A 16,643-nucleotide genomic window follows, 5' to 3' on the forward strand; every position below is an offset into this window, starting at 1 on the left:
GTCGGACCGGGTATGGGGCTGACTGGATTAGATATCGCCGTCCTTCTGGGCGTTGGCGCAGCCGCGGCGCTCGGCTGGTGGCGCGGTTTCGTGACCGAGGTTCTGTCGCTGCTCGCCTGGGTGCTCGTGGTGTTCGCGCTGAAGGCGCTGCACACGCCCGCGACCGCCGCATTGGCCGGTATTGTCGGGACGAGTTCGGGCGCCGCTATCCTCGCCTTCGCGTTGATCGCGGGAATTGCCTATTTCGGCGGGCGGATGCTCGCGCGTGCCATGGGCCAGCGCACCAAGCAATCGATCCTGGGGCCGCTCGACCGCGCGATGGGATTCGGGTTCGGCGCGCTCAAGGGCCTGATTCTCGCCAGCCTCGCCTTCCTGCTGCTGGTCTTGGTCTACGATACGATCGACGGCGGCCCGAAGCTGCGCCCGGCCTGGCTGACCAAGTCCCGCACCTATCCGTTGCTCAATGCGACCAGCGCGTTCGTCGCCGACTTCGTCGCCAAGCGGCGCAAGGGGCAGCCGATGTTCGGCAGCGACAATGCGAGCGACACCACCGCCAACGCCGACGATGCAGCGGAGCCGGGTAATACGGGCGGTGCCATCGTCACCAACAAGGCCGGCAAGGCGGGGCCGCATCGTTCACATTCTGCGCGCTAATTGGGCCGAAGGGGTCGCGCTTTTCGTTACGCTCGCCTACATGGCCGTCAGGATGAACGCGCCGCTCTACAACACTGAAATCCTGCGGCTCGCGGCGTCGATTCCGCATCATCGGCGCCTCGCCGATCCGATGGGATCGAGCGAGAAACGCTCTCCGATCTGCGGCAGCCGCGTGACCGTCGACGTCAATCTGGCCGCTGGTCGCGTCAGTGAGGTCGGGGTGCTGGTGCGTGCCTGCGCGCTGGGCCAAGCCTCGTCCTCGCTACTTGCCGCCAATATCCTCGGCAAGAGCCCGGCCGAACTCGCAACGGCGCGCGACGAGCTGACGGCATGGCTGGCGGGAGAAGGCCCGGCGCCGGGCTGGCCCGATCTCGACATCTTCACCCCCGCGCTGACGGTCACCGCGCGCCATCCCTCGATTCGCCTGGCGTTCGAGGCGGCGGCGGAAGCGGCGGCGATCGCGGCCGCTTCGACCACCGGAAACGACTCCTGATGCACGGCGCATCGATGCTCCGCGACGGCGTCGTCATGCTCGGCGTCGGGATGGTGTTCGTTCTGTTGTTCCGCCGTCTCGGCCTGGGCGCGACTTTAGGCTTCCTCGTCGCCGGCGCGTTGATCGGACCACAAGCGCTCAATTTGATCGGGGACGCCCAAGGGAAGATCAGCGTCGCCGAGCTCGGCATCACGCTGCTGCTGTTCATCGTCGGGCTCGAACTCAATTTGTCGCGCCTGTGGAAGATGAAGCAGGACATTTTCGCGATCGGCCTGATCCAGGTGCTGACCTGCGGTCTGGCGATCACTTTGATCGTCCACGGCATCGCCGGCTTTTCATGGCAGGCCGCTTTGGTCCTCGGCCTGCCGCTAGCCCTGTCGTCGACCGCGCAGGTGCTGCCGATGCTGCAATCGGCCGGGCGGTTGCGCACCCCGTTCGGCGAACGCGCCTTCGCGGTCCTGCTGTTCCAGGACTTGTCGATCGTCCCGCTGATCACGCTGGTGACGATCCTGTCGCGCAACCCGGCGGATCAGCAGGGGCCGCCGGGCTATCTGCTGTTCATTTACACTGTGCTGGCGATTACCGGGCTGGTGCTGGCGGGCCGGTATCTGTTGCGGCCCTTGTTCCGAGTGATCGGCAATCTCGGCGAGCGCGAGATGTTCGTCTTCGCCGCCTTGTTCACGGTCACCGCATCGGCGGCGGTGATGGAATATCTGCATTTGTCGACTGCCCTGGGCGCGTTCGTCGCGGGCGTAATGCTGGCCGATTCGCCGTATCGCCATGAGCTGGAAGCGGACGTCGAGCCGTTCCGCTCGATCCTGCTCGGGCTGTTCTTCCTGGCGGTCGGCATGTTGCTCGATCTCCAGGTGATTGCCGATCGCCCGTTCTTCGTCATCGGTATGGCGCTGGCGCTAATCGCGACCAAGGCGGCGATCATCTTCGCGATCGGCATGGCGTTCCGCATGAACTGGCGCGGGGCGTTGGCGCTCGGCCTGTTGCTCAGCCAGGGCGGCGAGTTCGGCTTCGTCTTATTCGCGCAGGCGCAACGCGCGTTCCTGATCGAGCCCGCGGCGGTCAGCGTCTTCAGCGCGGTGGTCACCTTGTCGATGGCGACGACGCCGTTCCTGATGATGGTGACCGCGCGATTCCGCGAGGCGCCCCAGGTCACGGGCGATCGCGAGGGGCCGCGCGCCGACGGCGCCAACGCGCTGGTCGTGGGTTATGGACGGTTCGGCCAGACCGTGTCGCAGATGCTGATCGCCGCCGGCGTACCGGTGACGCTGATCGATACCGATATCGAGATGATCGACGTCGCCGCCGATTTCGGCGCCAAAGTCTATTATGGCGATGGGACCCGGCTCGACCTGCTGCGCCAGGCCGGTGCGAGCGAGGCCGAGCTGATCCTGTTCTGTATCGACGGCGACCAGCTCGACGGCGATTTGATCGAGGGCGTGCATGAAGCTTTTCCCAAGGCAGCGATCTTCGCACGCACCTATGACCGCCGCGCGCTGATCAAACTCAAAGGCTCGCCGATCGCCGGTGTTGTGCGTGAAGTAATGGAATCGGCGATCAAGATGGGCCGCATGGCGATGGCGGCGATCGACATCGATCCGGCCGAAGCCGAGCGCGCCGAGGACATGTATCGTGCCCGCGACAAGGAACGACTGAAGGCGCAATATGAAACCGGCGACGTGCGCGCCGCGCGCGACCGCATCATCACGAGCGACGAGCGCGAGGAGATTTTCGCCGCGACTCGCCGCGAGCTTGCGGTCGACGCCGACGCCGCGTCAGAGCCGGTGGGTGCCGAGGAATTGGGACGAGGGCAGGAACCATGAACTGGATCGCGATCCTGGCTGCGTTGTCGGGTGCATTGGCGGTCGGTGCGGGCGCTTTCGGCGCCCATGGCGCCTCCGGGCAGGCGGCCGAATGGCTCAAGACCGGCGGGCAATATCAGCTGATCCACGCCGTAGCCGCACTGGTCGCGTTGAAGATGGCGGCGAAAGGTCCGGCGGCATTGTTCGTAATCGGCGGGCTAATCTTTGCCGGGACGCTCTACCTGATGGCGCTGGGCGCTCCGCGCTGGTTCGGTGCGATCACGCCGATCGGCGGGCTGGCCCTGATTGCGGGCTGGCTATGGTTGGCGTGGAGCGTTGCGCGCAGCGGCATGTGATACCGCTCGTCGTGCGGCCTATCTCTAATGCGGCATATCCCTATGGGCGCTCAATCGTCATGCCGGGCTCGTCCCGGCATCCACTGCGCAGCAATACCCATCGGCAATTGGGTTTACGGCACGGTGGATGCCGGGACGAGCCCGGCATGACGGTAAGCCTGATCGTACAACTCATCTATCGCCGCGTGTCGATCTTCGGCGATGGAGCGGGTGGCGCATAAACGGGGCGAAGTCGCCCCTGACGATCGCGGTACAGATAGCGATCCCCGTCTTCGTCGATCGCATGGGGCGAGATGCGATCGGGCGCCGTTGCGAAATGGTCGGCGATCGCCTCAGCCTCGCGGTCGGAACGCCGGCCGCGGCGGACCCAGATGATACCGATCCACACCAGCACTGGTCCGGTCACGATGATCGGCACGATCTGTATTGCCGTCGCCAGCACGTTCCAGCCGTTGCAATCGCTGGCGCACCGCCCGGCCAGCCAGTCGAACAACGCCTGGAGTTCGATTGGTCCGGCAACGCGAATGATCATCAAGACCATCGCCGGCAGATAGACCACGCACCCGAGCGTCAGCAGCGCGATGCGAACGAGGTGCTTTCTGCTCACTGCTCGGCGTCGAGGAATGCCTCGACGTCGGCAAGGTCGACCGAATGGTCGAGATAGGTTCGTCCGATTCCGTGCGCGAGCAGGAAGGGCAGGGTGCCAGCGTCCATCTTCTTGTCGTGGCGCATATGGTCGACCAATGTCGCGCCGCTTGCGGTTATTCCTGCGGCCTTGATCCCGTCGGGCAGGCCGACCGCGCGCAGATGGGCGGCGACGCGCCCGGCATCCTGGCTCGGGCAAAGTCCGCGCCGTGCCGAATAGGCGAAGGCCAGCGCCATGCCCGCTGCGACGCCTTCGCCATGGAGCAGGCGGTCGGAAAACCCCGTCTCCGCTTCCAGCGCATGGCCGAACGTATGGCCAAGATTGAGTAAGGCGCGCTTGCCGGTCGTCTCGCGTTCGTCCTCGGCGACGATCCGCGCCTTGGCACCGACCGAATGCGCGATGGCATGTTCGCGCGCCTCTGGGTCGCCGGCAAGCAGCTTTTCGCCATTCGCCTCGCACCATTCGAAGAAGGCGAAATCGTCGATCAGGCCGTATTTGACCACCTCGGCATAGCCGGCTCGGGTCTCGCGTGTGGGCAAGGTGTCGAGAACGTCGGGATCGATCAGCACCAATCCGGGCTGGTGGAACGCGCCGATCAGATTCTTGCCGGCGTGCGTGTTGATCGCGGTCTTGCCGCCGACCGAACTGTCGACCTGGGAAAGCAAGGTGGTCGGTATCTGGACGAAGCCGCAGCCGCGCTTGACGATCGAACAGGCAAACCCGACCAGATCGCCAATCACGCCACCGCCCAGCGCAATGACATGATCGCCGCGCTCGACGCCGTGCGCGAGCAATTGGTCGGTCACTGCCTCAAGTTGCATCCAGCTTTTGGTCGCTTCCCCGGGGGGTAGCACGATCGCTTCGCTCGCGATGCCGGCGGCGGCGAGCGTGGCCTGCAGCGTGGCGAGATGCGGCGCGACATTGGCGTCACTGACGATCGCCATCGACCTGCCGCGCGACAGCGGCTTCAAATGTTCGGCGGCGCGGCCGAGCAGTCCGCGCTCGATCACGATGTCGTAGCTGCGCGAACCGAGCGAAACGGGAACGATGGTCACAGGCCGAGGGCTTTCAGGATGGCGTTGACGGCCGATTCGTGCGGCGCTTGGTCGCTGGCGATGCGAATCGGTGCCTGCGCATAGATCGGATTGCGCACGGCGGCGAGTTCGTCGAGCACCTCGCGCGGGTTGCGGTTGCGCAGCAAGGGGCGTGTGTCGCGGCGGCCGACGCGTTCGGCTAGGATCCGCGTCGGAGCGTCGAGCCAGATCGCGATCGATTGATCGAGGATCAGCGCGCGCGTCTCGTCGTTGATGAACGCGCCGCCGCCGGTGGCGATCACCTTGGGTTTGCCGTCGACCAAGCGGGCGATCACGCGGCGCTCGCCGTCGCGGAAATACGCTTCACCGAATTTTTCGAAAATTTCGCTGACGGACATGCCCGCGGCTTCCTCGATCTCGGTATCGGCGTCGGCGAAGGGCAAATGCAGCCGCGCCGCGAGGCGGCGGCCGACGGTCGACTTGCCGACGCCCATCAACCCGACGAGCACGATCGGCTTGCCGGTCCAGGAAAGAAAGGGAGGAGCGCTTTGCAACATGGGTTTGGGGGCTATACAGCGCACCGCACGCTCGGGCACAAGCGCCGAGCCGGGCGGCGTGCCGGTTTGAACGCCGAAAGACTGTAGAGGTTATTGTCGCATGTCGCGAATGTTGGTGGTGCTGATCGTCGTGCTGGTGCTGTTGGTGGGCGGAATGTTCTTCTTGTCGAGCCGAGCGCACGACACGCAGCAGACCCGGGTGGAAAAGGCTGTCTCGCTTGCGAATCTCCAAGGCTAGCGCCGGCGCGTCAGCGCTGGCGATAGCGCTGCTCGCCGCGGGCGGCGTCGCGCTCGCGCAGAAAAAGCCCGAATCGATCCTGCCGCCAGGGTTCGACCAGCCGGTCGCGCCTGCTCCCGCGCCGCGCCCATCGCCGCGCGCCTCGACTCCCGCGCCGACACCGGCGCCCGCGCCCGCGCCGACGACGGCTCCCGCTGTGGGCGCCGCACCGACGGCCAGCCCGGCCGCTCCGGCGATGCCATTACCCACGCCTGCTGCCACCGATCCGGTGACCGGGCTGCCGATCGCGGCGCCGACGCCGACCGCGACCCCTGGCCCAGTGCGTTACACCTTGCCTGAATCGTCGCGCCGCAATCTGGCGATGATCGGCATCCTGCCGACCGCCGAGCGGATGATGGATCCCGCCGCGTTCGGTAATGCCGATGGCCGGTACATCGAGCGGCTGATGCGCGACACGCGCGCGCCGATCGCCTCGCGTTGGGTGTCGATCGCCCTGCGCCGGCTGTTGCTGCAGCCGATCAGTACACCGCGCAACGTCAACGGCGCCGATTTCGCGGCCGAGCGTGCCTGGCTGTTGCTGCGGATGGGCGAATCGGTCGGCGCGCGCGCGATGGTTCAGTCGGTCGACCCGCAGGATTACACGCCCAAACTCTATCAGGTCGCGATGCAGGCCGCGTTGGCGACCGGCGATGTCGGTGCGATGTGTCCCTTGGCCAATGATGCGATCAAGGTGTCGAGCGAGCCGAGCTGGGTGCTGGCGCGCGCGATGTGCGCTTCTCTATCCTCGACGCCGAGCCAGGCGACGCCGCTGATGAACCAGGCCAAGCGCGTCGCCGCGGGTATTGATCTGGCATTGGCGCAGAAGATCGCCGGGCGCGGGTCGAGCAAGGGCGACGTGGTGATCGAATGGGACGGCGTCAGCAATATCAATACGTGGCGCTACGGACTTGCGATGGCTGCGGGCGAAAAAATTCCCGACGCGCTGTTTGAGGGGACCGGCCCGCAGATGCGCTATTGGCAAGTGTTGGCGCCTCAGGAAACGCCGGTCGAACGGTCGCAATTTGCCGATCAGGCGGCTGCCCAGGGTGTCCTCTCCAACCTCGCCTTGGTCGATCTCTACGGTCTGATCGATGCGGGCGACGATCAGGGCAATCCGGCCAACGGCGTCGCCAGCGATTTGCGCACCGCCTATACGGGCGGATCGCGCGATGCCCGGCTCGGCGCGCTGCGTGGGCTATGGGGCCAGAATGTTGACGGCCTGGCGGGCTATGGCCGGCTGGTGCTGACGGCGCGCGCGGCAAAACGCATTCCGGTCGCAGCCAAGACCGATGGCAGCGATCAGCTGGTCGCCTCGATGCTCAGCGCCGGGCTCGATCGCTCGGCGGCGCGCTGGCGTGGCGCGGTGGCGCGTGGCAGCCTGGGCTGGGCGCTGATCCTGGTGTCCAATCCCGACAATAACGCACGATACGGATCGGGAGAGGTCGGCGCGTTTTCGGGCGACGCCGACAAGCAGCGAATGTTCGCGGCCGGGTTGGCTGGGCTCGCCAGGCTCGATCCAGCGGTGGCGCAAAGCTATGGGGCCGATGTGCAGGGGGACAACAAATGGACCCGCGCGATCGACCGTGCCGCGGCGGAAGGCCGCCCTGGTGAGGTGTTAGTGCTGAGCGCTGTCGGGCTGCAGACGCCGGATTGGCGCGGCGTATCGCCCGCGGCCTTGTTCCATATCGTCAATGCGTTGCGGGTCGTGGGTCTGGGAAGCACCGCGCGGATGGTTGCGGCCGAGGCCGTGACGCGGGCCTGATGGCCGCCATCGGCCTTGATGACCGTGCGCTGATCGAGCGCTTTCTCGAGATGCTGGTGGCGGAAGTCGGCGCCGCCAGGAACACCGTTGCTGCCTATGCCAGCGACTTGCGGCTGGCCTCCGAGGCCCTGGACGGACGATTGGTCTCCGCGGAGGTCAAGGACGTCGAACGGCTGGGCAACGGCTGGCGCGATCTTTCGCACGCGACGGTCGCGCGCAAGGCGGCGGCGCTGCGTCGGTTCTTCGCCTTCCTGGCCGATGAGGGCCACCGCGCCGACGACCCTGGCGCCGCCTTGCCGCGACCCGGCGCGCGGCGGCCGCTGCCCAAGGTGCTGAGTCACCAGGATATCGACCGGCTGTTCGCCGCGATCGCCGAGCGGCAAGCGCGAATGCCGCCGGATCCCAACGACCTGCGCCTCTCGGCCTTGATCGAATTGCTTTACGGGTCCGGACTGCGCGCGACCGAACTCGTCTCGCTGCCGCGCAACGCCATCCAGCCCGATCGGCCCTATATCATCCTCAAGGGCAAAGGCGGGCGCGAGCGGCTGGCGCCGGTTTCCGATCGCGCGCGTGCGGCCGTAGCGGCGTGGCGCGCGCATGTCGCGAGCGACCGGCCGTGGTTGTTTCCCTCCGGCAAGACGCATCTGTCGCGCATCCGCCTCTATCAATTGATCAAGGCGCTCGCCGCCGATGCGGGCATCCCGCCTGATCGCGTCAGCCCGCACGTGCTGCGCCACGCCTTCGCCACTCATCTGCTCGAAGGCGGCGCCGACCTGCGCGCGCTCCAGGCGATGCTCGGTCACGCCGATATCGCGACGACCGAAATCTACACGCATGTCGACAGCAAACGGCTGATCGAGCTGGTCAACACTCGCCACCCGCTCGTTGACGTTGCCCCGAGGCGGCCTTAACCCGCCCGGCCATGGCTACCTTCCTTGATTTCGAAAAGCCGATCGCTGAGTTGCAGGGTCGGATCGATGAACTTCGCGATACCGCTTCGGACGGCGCGATCGACATCGATTCCGAGGTCAAGCGGCTGCAGACCAAGTCCGACGCCTTGCTCAAGGCGACCTATGCCAAGCTCACCCCGTGGCAGAAGACGCAGGTCGCGCGCCACCAGGATCGCCCGCATTTCGGGGATTATATCGCCGGCCTGTTCGAGGATTTCATGCCGCTGGCCGGCGATCGCGCCTTCGCCGACGATCAGGCGATTCTAGGCGGTTTCGCCACCTTCCGTGGGCAGAAGGTAATGGTGATCGGCCACGAAAAGGGCGACGACACCGCCAGCAGGCTCAAGCACAATTTCGGCATGGGCAAGCCAGAAGGCTATCGCAAGGCGATCCGCCTGATGGAACTCGCCGACCGGTTCGGGCTGCCGGTGCTGACTTTGGTCGACACGTCGGGTGCCTTTCCCGGCGTCCAGGCCGAGGAGCGCGGCCAGGCCGAAGCCATTGCGCGCTCGACCGAGGCATGCCTGAAGCTCGGCGTGCCGATGATCGCGGCGGTGGTCGGGGAAGGCGGATCGGGCGGCGCGATCGCGCTCGCTGCGGGCAATCGCGTGCTGATGTTCGAACACGCGGTCTATTCGGTGATCTCACCCGAAGGCTGCGCGTCGATTCTGTGGCGCACCGCCGACAAGGCGCCCGACGCCGCCGAGGCGATGAAGGTCACCGCGCAGGATTTGAAGGGGCTGGGCGTGATCGACACGATCGTGTCCGAGCCGTTAGGCGGCGCGCATCGCGATCCAGACAAGGCGATTGCGGCGCTGGGCGACGCGATGGCGGACGCGCTGGGCGGGTTGCACAATCTCGGTCCGGACGATCTGCGGCGCGATCGCCGTGACAAATTCCTGGCGATGGGCCGACTCTAAGACTCCGCCTCTCCCGCGCGCGGGAGAGGGAGGGGCCCGCCGCCGAAGGCGGTGGGAGGGTGAGGGTCTTCTTTCTTCTTTTGTGGTTGCGAACCGCCTGGAAGAAGAAAGAAGACCCTCACCCGGCCCCTCCCGCAAGCGGGAGAGGAGTTCATAACAAAGAAAGGGCGGCGGAACCGAAGTTCCGCCGCCCCTCTTTTCAGCTGTAAGCGTTGGAGCTTACGAAGCCTTCATGTTCGAAGACACGTTGGTGAACGTGGTCTTCAGCTGGTTGCCCAGGCCCTGCATCGCGGCAATCGCAGCGACAGCGATGAGCGCGGCGATCAGGCCGTACTCGATGGCGGTGGCACCCTTCTTGTTGGTGAAAATCTTGCGAACGGTCTTCATATCCGGTCTCCAGTGGTTCGAACTACTTCAGTCACCCGGCTGAACCAGGATATGCCCCCGTCCAGCAGTCCGAATCAGTAGGCCAGGGCGGTTGAGAAAAGCTTAAAGCCGGAATGAAATGTTCCGGATGTCCGAATTAATGTGGGTTCTGGACCTTGTCGGCCACATTATTCCACATGCCGGTTGTCGTGCTGGCCAGCCCTTGCAAAGCGGCGAGCATCGTCAGGACGACCAGCGACAGGATCAGTCCGTACTCGACGGCGGTCGCGCCTCTTCGACTCCTGGCCAGTTGGCGTAGGACATGGATCATCGCTTTTTTTGCCGCGTACGGCTCCCCAATCTACGTATGATGGTAGGCACGTTTCGTTAACGAATGACCAACGGCGCGGAGGGACGGCACCAAAATGGACTTATTGCCCGTGGTTGCCGTCGCGCTGACCGATGCTCAGGGGCGCGTGCTGATCGCCCAGCGTCCGTTCGACAAGGAGCATGCCGGTTTATGGGAATTTCCCGGCGGCAAGATCGAGCCCGGCGAGTCGCCAGAGGCGGCGCTGGTCCGCGAATTGCGTGAGGAACTGGGCGTTACGGTCGTGGCAGAGCAGCTCGAACCGCTGACGTTCAGCAGCGCCGGTCGGGGAGCGCGCCATCTGCTCCTGCTGCTTTACCGTTGCACAGCCTGGCAAGGTGAGGCGCGCGCGCTAGACGCCGCGGCGATCCGGTGGGTGCTGCCAGCCGCGCTGGCGGATTATGATATGCCGCCAGCGGACCGCCCGTTCGTGTCAGTCCTTGCGGCCGAGCGCGGCGGCTAGTGAGACGGTGGCACTGCCGCGCCGCGCTGGCTTGGGCTGGTCGGGCGAGGGAGCCCAGCCGGTCAGGAAGATCAGGTCGAACCGCTCCGCCGTGCGGCCGTCGGGATCGGCGCGCTCGCCAAACGCTCCGGCGGCGGCGGCCAGCGTGGCCCGAGCGAGCGGCACGCGGCCCCGCAGCACGTTGGTCGCCGCCATGCCGCGCAGATCGCCGATCAGCCGGAACAGGTCGGGATAGCGGACGCTGAGCGTTTCGCTGTCCGCGACCGGCAAAGCGAAGCCGGCTCGGACCAGCAGGTCGCCGGCCGACCGCACGTCGATCATCGGATGAAAGCGGGCGGCGGGACGATCGGCCTCTGCCTGCAGGAAGCTGGCACGCATTGTTGGCAGCGATGTGCCGCCGATGAACGCGCCGAGGAACAAGCCGTCGGGCTTAAGCGCGCGGCGGATCTGGGCCAGCGCGCCGGGCACGTCATTGATATTGTCGAGGACGCCCGCCGAAACGACCAGGTCGAAGCTCTCCGGATCGACTGGCAACAAATCCTCATCCGCCTGGATGCCGCCCGCCTGCGCGGCGAACAGGCGCCCCGCATCGATCCGCGTCACCGCGCTGTTCGGCGGCGGCACGAATGCTCCATCGAAGCAACCGAGATCGAGCACGCGACTGAAGCTGCGCTTTACGCCATTCAACCGTTCAGCAATGCCGTCGAGCATCGCCTCGCGCAGGAAAGCGTGGCTGGCATAGACCGGCGCGGCACGATCTCGGTGGAGGCGCCGTGCCGCGCGATCGAAGATTTCGGGGGAGTCCATCGGCCGCGCTTGTGCCGCCGCGGCGACCGCGCGACAAGAGCGGGATGGGGGTCAAAGAGGTCTTCGCAGATACCGTGTCGCTGGCGCTGCCGCCGCGCTGTCCGGGTTGCGGCGCGGTGGTGAGGGGCGACCACAATTTCTGCGCGGCGTGCTGGGATTCGCTCGATTTCCTCGGCGAACCGTGGTGCGCGACGTGCTGCGCGCCGTTCGAGGTCGACCGCGGGCCCGACGCGCAATGCGGAGCGTGCCTCGCCAAGCCACCAGCGCATGCCGGCGCGCGCGCCGCGGTCGCTTATGGCCCGGTGGCAAAGACCGTCGCGTTACGGCTCAAATATGGCGGCCGGCTCGCCTTCGCGACAACGGCGGCGCGGCTGATGGCGCGACACATGCCTAAGGACGCGACCCTGTTGGTGCCGGTTCCGCTGCATCGCTGGCGGTTATGGGGCAGGGGGTTCAACCAGGCCGCGCTGATCGCCGACGCCTTGTCGGCGGCAAGCGGCGTCCCGCATGATCCGTTGTTGTTGCGCCGCCCGAAGCGAACGCCCGCACTGCGCGGAATGAACCCCCGCCAGCGTCGCGCCGCGGTTCGCGCCGCATTCACTGTCGAACGCCGGATAGAGGAGGGGCACGTCATATTGGTCGATGATGTCTATACTAGCGGCGCGACCGCCGACGCCTGCACGCGCGCGCTGCTCAAGGCGGGTGCCGGCAAGGTCACCGTTCTGTGTTGGGCTCGGGTGCTCGGCGACACGTCCGATTGACAAGCCGCGCAGCGCTCTCCACCTCTCTCGGACTATGGCCAAGGTAGAAGTCTACACCAAGGCGTGGTGCCCTTATTGCGTGCGAGCGATGAAGTTGCTCGAATCGAAGGGCATCGAGCCGATCGAATATGATGTCACGATGGGTGGCCCCAAAAAGGCCGAGATGATCGACCGCTCCGATGGTCGCATGACGATGCCCCAGATATTCATCGACGGAAAGCATATCGGTGGGTCGGACGATCTTGCCGCGCTCGACGCGCGCGGAGGGCTCGACCCGCTGCTCGCGACATGACCTCCGCAGGAAAAATCGCCGTTCTTCAGATGACGAGCGGGATCGATCTCGCCGCGAATCGGGCGACGATGGTCGATGCGGTCGCGACCGCCGCGGCGGGTGGCGCGACGATGCTGTTCACGCCGGAAGTGTCCGGACTGGTCGACCGAAATCGCGAGCGTGCGGCGCCGAACCTGTTCAGTGAGGCGGACGACCCCGTGCTGGCGGCGATGCGCATGGCGGCTGCCGATCGCGGCATCTGGGTGCATATCGGGTCGCTGCTGATCCGCCGCGACGACGGCAAGCTGGCCAATCGCGGCTTCGTGATCGATGCGGCGGGCGAGATCCGAGCCCGATACGACAAGCTTCATATGTTCGACGTCGACCTGCCGACCGGCGAGAGCTGGCGCGAATCCGCATCCTATACGCCGGGCGAGGGTGCCGTGGTGGTGACGACGCCGGTCGGCCGCCTGGGCATGTCGATCTGTTATGACATGCGCTTTCCCGATCTCTATCGCGCGCTGACCAACGCCGGGGCGACGATCCTTGCGATGCCCGCGGCGTTCACCCGACCCACCGGCGCGGCGCATTGGCATGTGCTGCTGCGCGCGCGCGCGATCGAGGGCGCCTGTTTCGTCGTCGCCGCCGCGCAAACCGGCGTGCACGAGGATGGCCGCGCGACTTATGGCCATTCGCTCGTGATCGATCCCTGGGGAGAAGTGCTGCTCGACATGGGCGAGGCGCCTGGACTGGGCTTTGCCGAAATCGATCCGGCCTTGCAGGAAGACGTGCGGGCACGCGTCCCCGCGCTCAAGCACCGGCGTTCGATTCCCGAGGTGGTGCGGGCATGATCGTGTTCGACCTCAAATGCGGCGCCGGCCACGTGTTCGAGGCCTGGTTCGGCTCGTCGTCGGACTATGACGATCAGCGAGCGCGTGGCCTGGTCAGCTGTCCGATGTGTGGCAATAGCGGGATCGAAAAGGCAGTGATGGCGCCCAATGTCGCTGCCAAGGGCAATCGCCAGGCCGAAGCCACCCCCGCCGCAGTGAAGGCGGCGATGGCGACGTTGGCCAAGGCACAGCAACAGGCGCTCGCCAATTCCGAATGGGTTGGCACCGCCTTCGCCTCGCGAGCCCGGGCGATGCATTCGGGCGAGGAAGACCATGCGGCGATCCATGGCCAGGCCTCGATCGAAGAGGCCAAGGCGCTCGCCGACGACGGCGTCCCGGTCGCGCCCTTGCCCTTTCCGGTCGTCCCGCCCGAAGCCTGCAATTGACCCGTTCACTCGCGCTCGGTACCAGACCGGGCGTGGTTCCGTAGCTCAGCTGGACAGAGCGCCACTTTCCTAAAGTGGGCGTCGGGGGTTCGAGTCCCTCCGGGACCACCAATCACTTTCGAGTTCGGTTTGTGAGGCTCTGCAGGTTTGCCGATGGTCTGAACAATCAGACGACTCAGTTGTGGACGTGTACCGCAAACGGCATGTCGGGAGCCGATATATGAGAATGGTCTTGTGCTTGCTGCTTGGCCTGATCGCGATGTTCTTCGCATTTATCGGTACAACGATGCCATTGAGGCTCCCCGCGCAGGCTGCGAACGACCGGGCGTACTACGAGCAGTTCAAAGATGCGGCAGCCTCGATTGAAAAAAATCAGCAGGTACCTGCGGAGGAGGTCCTTCGTAGGATTCAGCCGTTCCAAAGCTACCCTTATATTCAATCGTCACCCACGATACCTCTCGATTGTAACCCGTCGTTTAGGAAGGCTCCGACTGACCGCCTGATACTGTCGTTTTGGCGCGGCGAGTGGACGGAGTGCTATGCGATACCCTCAGGACGAACTACCTTGCCCATGAGTGTTTCGGCATATCTGCTATCCGGTCTGGGCATCAGTCTTGCCCTTTACTGGTTGTTTGCTGTGGCCGCGGCTTGGGGAGCGATTCGCTTGCGCCCAAGAAGAAGCGGTTAAATGTTGCCTAGGCCGAACGGCAGCTAAGACCCGAACTCGGACATTCACCAGGGCGAAAAGGTTTGGCCACGTTTCGGGGGTTATCCCGGCGCAATCGTCCGAAGACAAGCCATGCTGGCTACGGCCGCTGCCGCTGCGCGAGCCCGCGCTTCCAGCGCGATCGCAATTCGCCGGGGCGCGCGGGATAGCGTTCGTCGAGAAACTGCGCGGCGACGATGCGGTCGGTGCGGAAGTGGCGGAAATCCTGGCGCAGTTCGCACCAGGCGGCGATCACCCGCGCCTGGTCGAAGAAACCGATGATGACGGGCCAGATCACCCGATCGCTGACCGCTCCGCGTTCGTCACGATAGTCGATGCGGATCTTGCGGCCCTCGCGGATCCAGCTGCGGGCAATTCCCAGGTCGATCGCGTCGGGCGCGGCCTTTGATCGCGGCGGCGTGCCGATCGAGGGATCGGCGATGAATGGCCGCAGTCGCTCGGGCACTACGGAGGTTATCTTGGCGATCAAGTCGCGCGCGGCTGCTGCCAGCGCCGGGTCGCCGCGTCCGGCCACCCATTGCGCGCCGAGCACGGCCGCCTCGATCTCGTCGGGCGTGAGCATCAGTGGCGGCATGTCGAATGCGTCGTCGAGGATGTAGCCGAAACCGGCTTCGCCGCGGATCGGCACGCGCTGGCCGATCAGGTCGGCGACGTCGCGATAGATCGTTCGGACAGAGACTTCGATCTCGGCCGCGATGTCCTGCGCGGTGATCGGGCGTGATGACCGCCGCAGGATCTGGATGATCTGGAACAGCCGATCGGCACGACGCATGACGAAATCTACACCCCCCACTTCCTACTGACAGGATGCTGTCAGGAGGGTGCACTTACAAGCCTTTTCATCGGGCGCGGCGATTTGGCCGCTGCTTCGAAGCGAAGGAGCCGCCGTTATGATTACTCTCTACCACGCCCCGCAATCGCGATCGTCGCGCATGATCTGGCTGCTCGAGGAATTGGGCGTGCCCTATGAGATCCGCCCGGTATCGATCTTTCGGCCGATGACCGGCGAAGGCGTTGGCGATCCCGCCAATCCGCACCCCGACAAGCGCGTGCCCGCGATCGAGCATGACGGTGCATTGGTCGCCGAATCGGTCGCGATCCTGCAATATCTCACCGATGCTTTTCCGAACGCCGGGCTCGGACCGCGTATCGGGACGCCGGAACGCGGCGCTTACCTCACCTGGCTCGCCTGGTATGCCGCCGAAATGGAGCCGGCGATGTTCGCCGCCATGCTGGGCGAACTGGTCGGCGCGCCACGCAAGCAGCGCAGCTATGATGCTGTCCTCGCCAGGCTGGAGCGAGCGCTCGCCAACGGCCCTTACGTGATGGGCAATGATTTCTCGGGTGCGGACTTGCTGATCGGCAGCGCGCTGGCTTTCGCTCGCCACGCTTTCCCGCCGAATGCGGCTATCGACGCCTATATCGAACGCTGTCAGGCACGACCGGCGGCGGAGCGGGCCGGGCTGCTGGACGATGCGTCGGGCATTCAGATCGTGATGACGGCGGAGCCTGTCGCGGCCTGAACGCCTTGCCGACAGCAAAAAGGGCGTCGCACGGTCTCCCGCGCGGCGCCCTTCAGGTCTTTCCGACTTACGCCTTGACGTGCTTCGAGATGTACTTGTTCATCTCAAACATCGTGCACTTGTCGGTGCCGAACACCTTCTTCAGCTTGTCGTCGGCCAGAATCTCACGCTTGTTGGCGGGATTCTGAAGGTTGTTCTTCTTGATGTGGTCCCACACCTTGCTGATCACCTGGCTGCGCGGCAGCGGCGCCGTCCCCACGATCGCGCCCAGCTCGGGCGACGGGGTGACGGGCGCGTGAATTCCGCCGGTCTTGGGTGCAGTAGCCATTGCATTCCTTCCTGTTCATTTGGCCGGTGTTCCGGCCCCAGACTCGTTACGCCTCATGGAGCGCGCGCCTCTTGTGCGCTGCCTTTTTGCGCTTGTCACGCCTTAGGATAGAGCGCGGAGCGACTTTTGACGCCGATATGACATGACCACGATCGGCAGGGCGCTGGTTTGCGCAGGCTCGGCGTGGCGATGAGGGGTGCCGGTGCCAGATCCCGGAACGCGCGATAGCCGGTGTCTGGTGCCGTCCCCACACATCATTTCCCGATCCTCCTAACCGCCCGCACGGCGGCC

General features: G+C 65.5%; 22 protein-coding genes and 1 tRNA gene. 15 read left to right on the forward strand and 8 right to left on the reverse strand.

Annotated elements, in window-relative coordinates:
- The first annotated feature begins 12 nt into the window (after nt 1-12).
- The 4 genes from AC1DRD_RS06660 to AC1DRD_RS06675 are packed head-to-tail and all read left to right on the forward strand — an operon-like array spanning nt 13 to nt 3,317.
- Nucleotides 13-654 carry a CvpA family protein gene (locus tag AC1DRD_RS06660; protein ID WP_478040798.1) on the forward strand — a complete coding sequence of 214 codons (642 nt, stop codon included), beginning with the start codon at nt 13-15 and terminating at the stop codon, nt 652-654.
- Between the two features lie 52 nt (nt 655-706).
- Nucleotides 707-1,147 carry an iron-sulfur cluster assembly scaffold protein gene (locus AC1DRD_RS06665; protein ID WP_478041203.1) on the forward strand — a complete coding sequence of 147 codons (441 nt, stop codon included), beginning with the start codon at nt 707-709 and terminating at the stop codon, nt 1,145-1,147.
- A complete protein-coding gene (locus AC1DRD_RS06670; RefSeq protein WP_478029963.1) occupies nt 1,147-2,982 on the forward strand; it encodes a cation:proton antiporter domain-containing protein in 1,836 nt (611 codons plus the stop codon). The genes AC1DRD_RS06665 and AC1DRD_RS06670 overlap by 1 nt, the downstream gene beginning before the upstream one ends.
- Complete coding sequence (locus AC1DRD_RS06675; RefSeq protein ID WP_478029964.1) at nt 2,979-3,317, forward strand: DUF423 domain-containing protein; 339 nt, start codon at nt 2,979-2,981, stop codon at nt 3,315-3,317. Before AC1DRD_RS06670 ends, AC1DRD_RS06675 begins: the two co-directional genes overlap by 4 nt.
- A 175-nt stretch (nt 3,318-3,492) precedes the next feature.
- Here AC1DRD_RS06675 and AC1DRD_RS06680 read toward each other — a convergent pair whose 3' ends face one another.
- Genes AC1DRD_RS06680 through AC1DRD_RS06690 form a run of 3 tightly spaced genes read right to left on the reverse strand, consistent with a single transcriptional unit; the run spans nt 3,493 to nt 5,554 of the window.
- Nucleotides 3,493-3,924, reverse strand: a complete 432-nt coding sequence (locus tag AC1DRD_RS06680) for a hypothetical protein (protein ID WP_478040799.1) — start codon at nt 3,922-3,924, stop codon at nt 3,493-3,495.
- Nucleotides 3,921-5,018, reverse strand: a complete 1,098-nt coding sequence (gene aroB / locus AC1DRD_RS06685) for a 3-dehydroquinate synthase (RefSeq protein ID WP_478040800.1) — start codon at nt 5,016-5,018, stop codon at nt 3,921-3,923. Before aroB ends, AC1DRD_RS06680 begins: the two co-directional genes overlap by 4 nt.
- Nucleotides 5,015-5,554 (reverse strand): shikimate kinase, encoded by a 540-nt coding sequence (locus tag AC1DRD_RS06690; RefSeq protein WP_478029967.1) that lies wholly within the window; start codon nt 5,552-5,554, stop codon nt 5,015-5,017. Before AC1DRD_RS06690 ends, aroB begins: the two co-directional genes overlap by 4 nt.
- Nucleotides 5,555-5,663: 109 nt before the next feature.
- Here AC1DRD_RS06690 and AC1DRD_RS06695 point away from each other — a divergent pair, with 109 nt between their 5' ends.
- From AC1DRD_RS06695 to AC1DRD_RS06710, 4 genes are read left to right on the forward strand one after another with little or no spacing between them, the layout of a single operon-like run.
- Nucleotides 5,664-5,792 carry a hypothetical protein gene (locus AC1DRD_RS06695; protein WP_478040801.1) on the forward strand — a complete coding sequence of 43 codons (129 nt, stop codon included), beginning with the start codon at nt 5,664-5,666 and terminating at the stop codon, nt 5,790-5,792.
- Nucleotides 5,773-7,593: a hypothetical protein gene (locus tag AC1DRD_RS06700; RefSeq protein WP_478040802.1), complete on the forward strand. Its 1,821-nt coding sequence runs from the start codon at nt 5,773-5,775 to the stop codon at nt 7,591-7,593. The genes AC1DRD_RS06695 and AC1DRD_RS06700 overlap by 20 nt, the downstream gene beginning before the upstream one ends.
- Entirely contained in the window at nt 7,593-8,504 is a 912-nt protein-coding gene (locus AC1DRD_RS06705) for a tyrosine-type recombinase/integrase (protein ID WP_478029970.1), read from the forward strand. The genes AC1DRD_RS06700 and AC1DRD_RS06705 overlap by 1 nt, the downstream gene beginning before the upstream one ends.
- An 11-nt stretch (nt 8,505-8,515) precedes the next feature.
- Nucleotides 8,516-9,463 carry an acetyl-CoA carboxylase carboxyltransferase subunit alpha gene (locus AC1DRD_RS06710; protein WP_478029971.1) on the forward strand — a complete coding sequence of 316 codons (948 nt, stop codon included), beginning with the start codon at nt 8,516-8,518 and terminating at the stop codon, nt 9,461-9,463.
- A gap of 219 nt (nt 9,464-9,682) precedes the next feature.
- Here AC1DRD_RS06710 and AC1DRD_RS06715 read toward each other — a convergent pair whose 3' ends face one another.
- Both AC1DRD_RS06715 and AC1DRD_RS06720 read right to left on the reverse strand, forming a co-directional pair.
- A complete protein-coding gene (locus AC1DRD_RS06715) occupies nt 9,683-9,850 on the reverse strand; it encodes a Flp family type IVb pilin (protein ID WP_066590201.1) in 168 nt (55 codons plus the stop codon).
- 136 nt (nt 9,851-9,986) lie between these two features.
- Nucleotides 9,987-10,160 (reverse strand): Flp family type IVb pilin, encoded by a 174-nt coding sequence (locus AC1DRD_RS06720; protein WP_478029972.1) that lies wholly within the window; start codon nt 10,158-10,160, stop codon nt 9,987-9,989.
- A 94-nt stretch (nt 10,161-10,254) separates the two neighbouring features.
- Between AC1DRD_RS06720 and AC1DRD_RS06725 the strand changes: the two genes are divergently transcribed.
- Nucleotides 10,255-10,659 (forward strand): (deoxy)nucleoside triphosphate pyrophosphohydrolase, encoded by a 405-nt coding sequence (locus tag AC1DRD_RS06725; RefSeq protein ID WP_478029973.1) that lies wholly within the window; start codon nt 10,255-10,257, stop codon nt 10,657-10,659.
- Here the strand turns inward: AC1DRD_RS06725 and AC1DRD_RS06730 are convergent.
- Complete coding sequence (locus AC1DRD_RS06730) at nt 10,630-11,466, reverse strand: methyltransferase domain-containing protein (protein ID WP_478040803.1); 837 nt, start codon at nt 11,464-11,466, stop codon at nt 10,630-10,632. The two genes, AC1DRD_RS06725 and AC1DRD_RS06730, sit on opposite strands and share 30 nt — an antisense overlap.
- A 44-nt stretch (nt 11,467-11,510) precedes the next feature.
- Between AC1DRD_RS06730 and AC1DRD_RS06735 the strand changes: the two genes are divergently transcribed.
- The 5 genes from AC1DRD_RS06735 to AC1DRD_RS06755 all read left to right on the forward strand — a co-directional run bounded on the left by AC1DRD_RS06735 (nt 11,511) and on the right by AC1DRD_RS06755 (nt 13,885).
- Nucleotides 11,511-12,227 carry a ComF family protein gene (locus AC1DRD_RS06735; protein ID WP_478040804.1) on the forward strand — a complete coding sequence of 239 codons (717 nt, stop codon included), beginning with the start codon at nt 11,511-11,513 and terminating at the stop codon, nt 12,225-12,227.
- Between the two features lie 34 nt (nt 12,228-12,261).
- Nucleotides 12,262-12,519, forward strand: coding sequence for a glutaredoxin 3 (grxC, locus tag AC1DRD_RS06740; RefSeq protein WP_478040805.1), 258 nt, complete (start codon nt 12,262-12,264; stop codon nt 12,517-12,519).
- Between the two features lie 29 nt (nt 12,520-12,548).
- A complete protein-coding gene (locus AC1DRD_RS06745; RefSeq protein ID WP_478040806.1) occupies nt 12,549-13,349 on the forward strand; it encodes a carbon-nitrogen hydrolase family protein in 801 nt (266 codons plus the stop codon).
- Nucleotides 13,346-13,774: a DUF1178 family protein gene (locus AC1DRD_RS06750; RefSeq protein ID WP_478040807.1), complete on the forward strand. Its 429-nt coding sequence runs from the start codon at nt 13,346-13,348 to the stop codon at nt 13,772-13,774. Before AC1DRD_RS06745 ends, AC1DRD_RS06750 begins: the two co-directional genes overlap by 4 nt.
- 34 nt (nt 13,775-13,808) lie before the next feature.
- Nucleotides 13,809-13,885, forward strand: a tRNA-Arg gene (locus AC1DRD_RS06755).
- Nucleotides 13,886-14,580: 695 nt separating this feature from the next.
- Here the strand turns inward: AC1DRD_RS06755 and AC1DRD_RS06760 are convergent.
- On the reverse strand, nt 14,581-15,273 hold the full coding sequence (locus AC1DRD_RS06760; protein ID WP_478040808.1) for a helix-turn-helix transcriptional regulator: 693 nt from the start codon (nt 15,271-15,273) through the stop codon (nt 14,581-14,583).
- A 118-nt stretch (nt 15,274-15,391) separates the two neighbouring features.
- Here AC1DRD_RS06760 and AC1DRD_RS06765 point away from each other — a divergent pair, with 118 nt between their 5' ends.
- Nucleotides 15,392-16,024 carry a glutathione S-transferase family protein gene (locus AC1DRD_RS06765; protein ID WP_478029980.1) on the forward strand — a complete coding sequence of 211 codons (633 nt, stop codon included), beginning with the start codon at nt 15,392-15,394 and terminating at the stop codon, nt 16,022-16,024.
- Between the two features lie 67 nt (nt 16,025-16,091).
- Here the strand turns inward: AC1DRD_RS06765 and AC1DRD_RS06770 are convergent, their stop codons facing one another.
- On the reverse strand, nt 16,092-16,352 hold the full coding sequence (locus AC1DRD_RS06770; protein WP_478029981.1) for an SWIB/MDM2 domain-containing protein: 261 nt from the start codon (nt 16,350-16,352) through the stop codon (nt 16,092-16,094).
- Nucleotides 16,353-16,643: the final 291 nt, after the last annotated feature.

It is taken from the genome of Sphingomonas sp. P4_G2 (genome assembly GCF_056401155.1).

What these genes read in the sequence shown, in the direction of transcription:
- AC1DRD_RS06670 (WP_478029963.1), top strand. Translation starts at nt 1,147, where the DNA reads ATGCACGGCGCATCGATGCTCCGCGACGGCGTCGTCATGCTCGGCGTC.
- AC1DRD_RS06710 (WP_478029971.1), top strand. Translation starts at nt 8,516, where the DNA reads ATGGCTACCTTCCTTGATTTCGAAAAGCCGATCGCTGAGTTGCAGGGT.
- AC1DRD_RS06695 (WP_478040801.1), top strand. Translation starts at nt 5,664, where the DNA reads ATGTTGGTGGTGCTGATCGTCGTGCTGGTGCTGTTGGTGGGCGGAATG.
- AC1DRD_RS06660 (WP_478040798.1), top strand. Translation starts at nt 13, where the DNA reads ATGGGGCTGACTGGATTAGATATCGCCGTCCTTCTGGGCGTTGGCGCA.
- AC1DRD_RS06735 (WP_478040804.1), top strand. Translation starts at nt 11,511, where the DNA reads ATGGGGGTCAAAGAGGTCTTCGCAGATACCGTGTCGCTGGCGCTGCCG.
- AC1DRD_RS06720 (WP_478029972.1), bottom strand. Translation starts at nt 10,160, where the DNA reads ATGATCCATGTCCTACGCCAACTGGCCAGGAGTCGAAGAGGCGCGACC.
- AC1DRD_RS06665 (WP_478041203.1), top strand. Translation starts at nt 707, where the DNA reads ATGAACGCGCCGCTCTACAACACTGAAATCCTGCGGCTCGCGGCGTCG.
- AC1DRD_RS06750 (WP_478040807.1), top strand. Translation starts at nt 13,346, where the DNA reads ATGATCGTGTTCGACCTCAAATGCGGCGCCGGCCACGTGTTCGAGGCC.
- AC1DRD_RS06715 (WP_066590201.1), bottom strand. Translation starts at nt 9,850, where the DNA reads ATGAAGACCGTTCGCAAGATTTTCACCAACAAGAAGGGTGCCACCGCC.
- AC1DRD_RS06745 (WP_478040806.1), top strand. Translation starts at nt 12,549, where the DNA reads ATGACGAGCGGGATCGATCTCGCCGCGAATCGGGCGACGATGGTCGAT.
- AC1DRD_RS06690 (WP_478029967.1), bottom strand. Translation starts at nt 5,554, where the DNA reads ATGTTGCAAAGCGCTCCTCCCTTTCTTTCCTGGACCGGCAAGCCGATC.
- AC1DRD_RS06705 (WP_478029970.1), top strand. Translation starts at nt 7,593, where the DNA reads ATGGCCGCCATCGGCCTTGATGACCGTGCGCTGATCGAGCGCTTTCTC.
- grxC (WP_478040805.1), top strand. Translation starts at nt 12,262, where the DNA reads ATGGCCAAGGTAGAAGTCTACACCAAGGCGTGGTGCCCTTATTGCGTG.
- AC1DRD_RS06760 (WP_478040808.1), bottom strand. Translation starts at nt 15,273, where the DNA reads ATGCGTCGTGCCGATCGGCTGTTCCAGATCATCCAGATCCTGCGGCGG.
- AC1DRD_RS06765 (WP_478029980.1), top strand. Translation starts at nt 15,392, where the DNA reads ATGATTACTCTCTACCACGCCCCGCAATCGCGATCGTCGCGCATGATC.
- AC1DRD_RS06675 (WP_478029964.1), top strand. Translation starts at nt 2,979, where the DNA reads ATGAACTGGATCGCGATCCTGGCTGCGTTGTCGGGTGCATTGGCGGTC.
- AC1DRD_RS06725 (WP_478029973.1), top strand. Translation starts at nt 10,255, where the DNA reads ATGGACTTATTGCCCGTGGTTGCCGTCGCGCTGACCGATGCTCAGGGG.
- AC1DRD_RS06730 (WP_478040803.1), bottom strand. Translation starts at nt 11,466, where the DNA reads ATGGACTCCCCCGAAATCTTCGATCGCGCGGCACGGCGCCTCCACCGA.
- AC1DRD_RS06770 (WP_478029981.1), bottom strand. Translation starts at nt 16,352, where the DNA reads ATGGCTACTGCACCCAAGACCGGCGGAATTCACGCGCCCGTCACCCCG.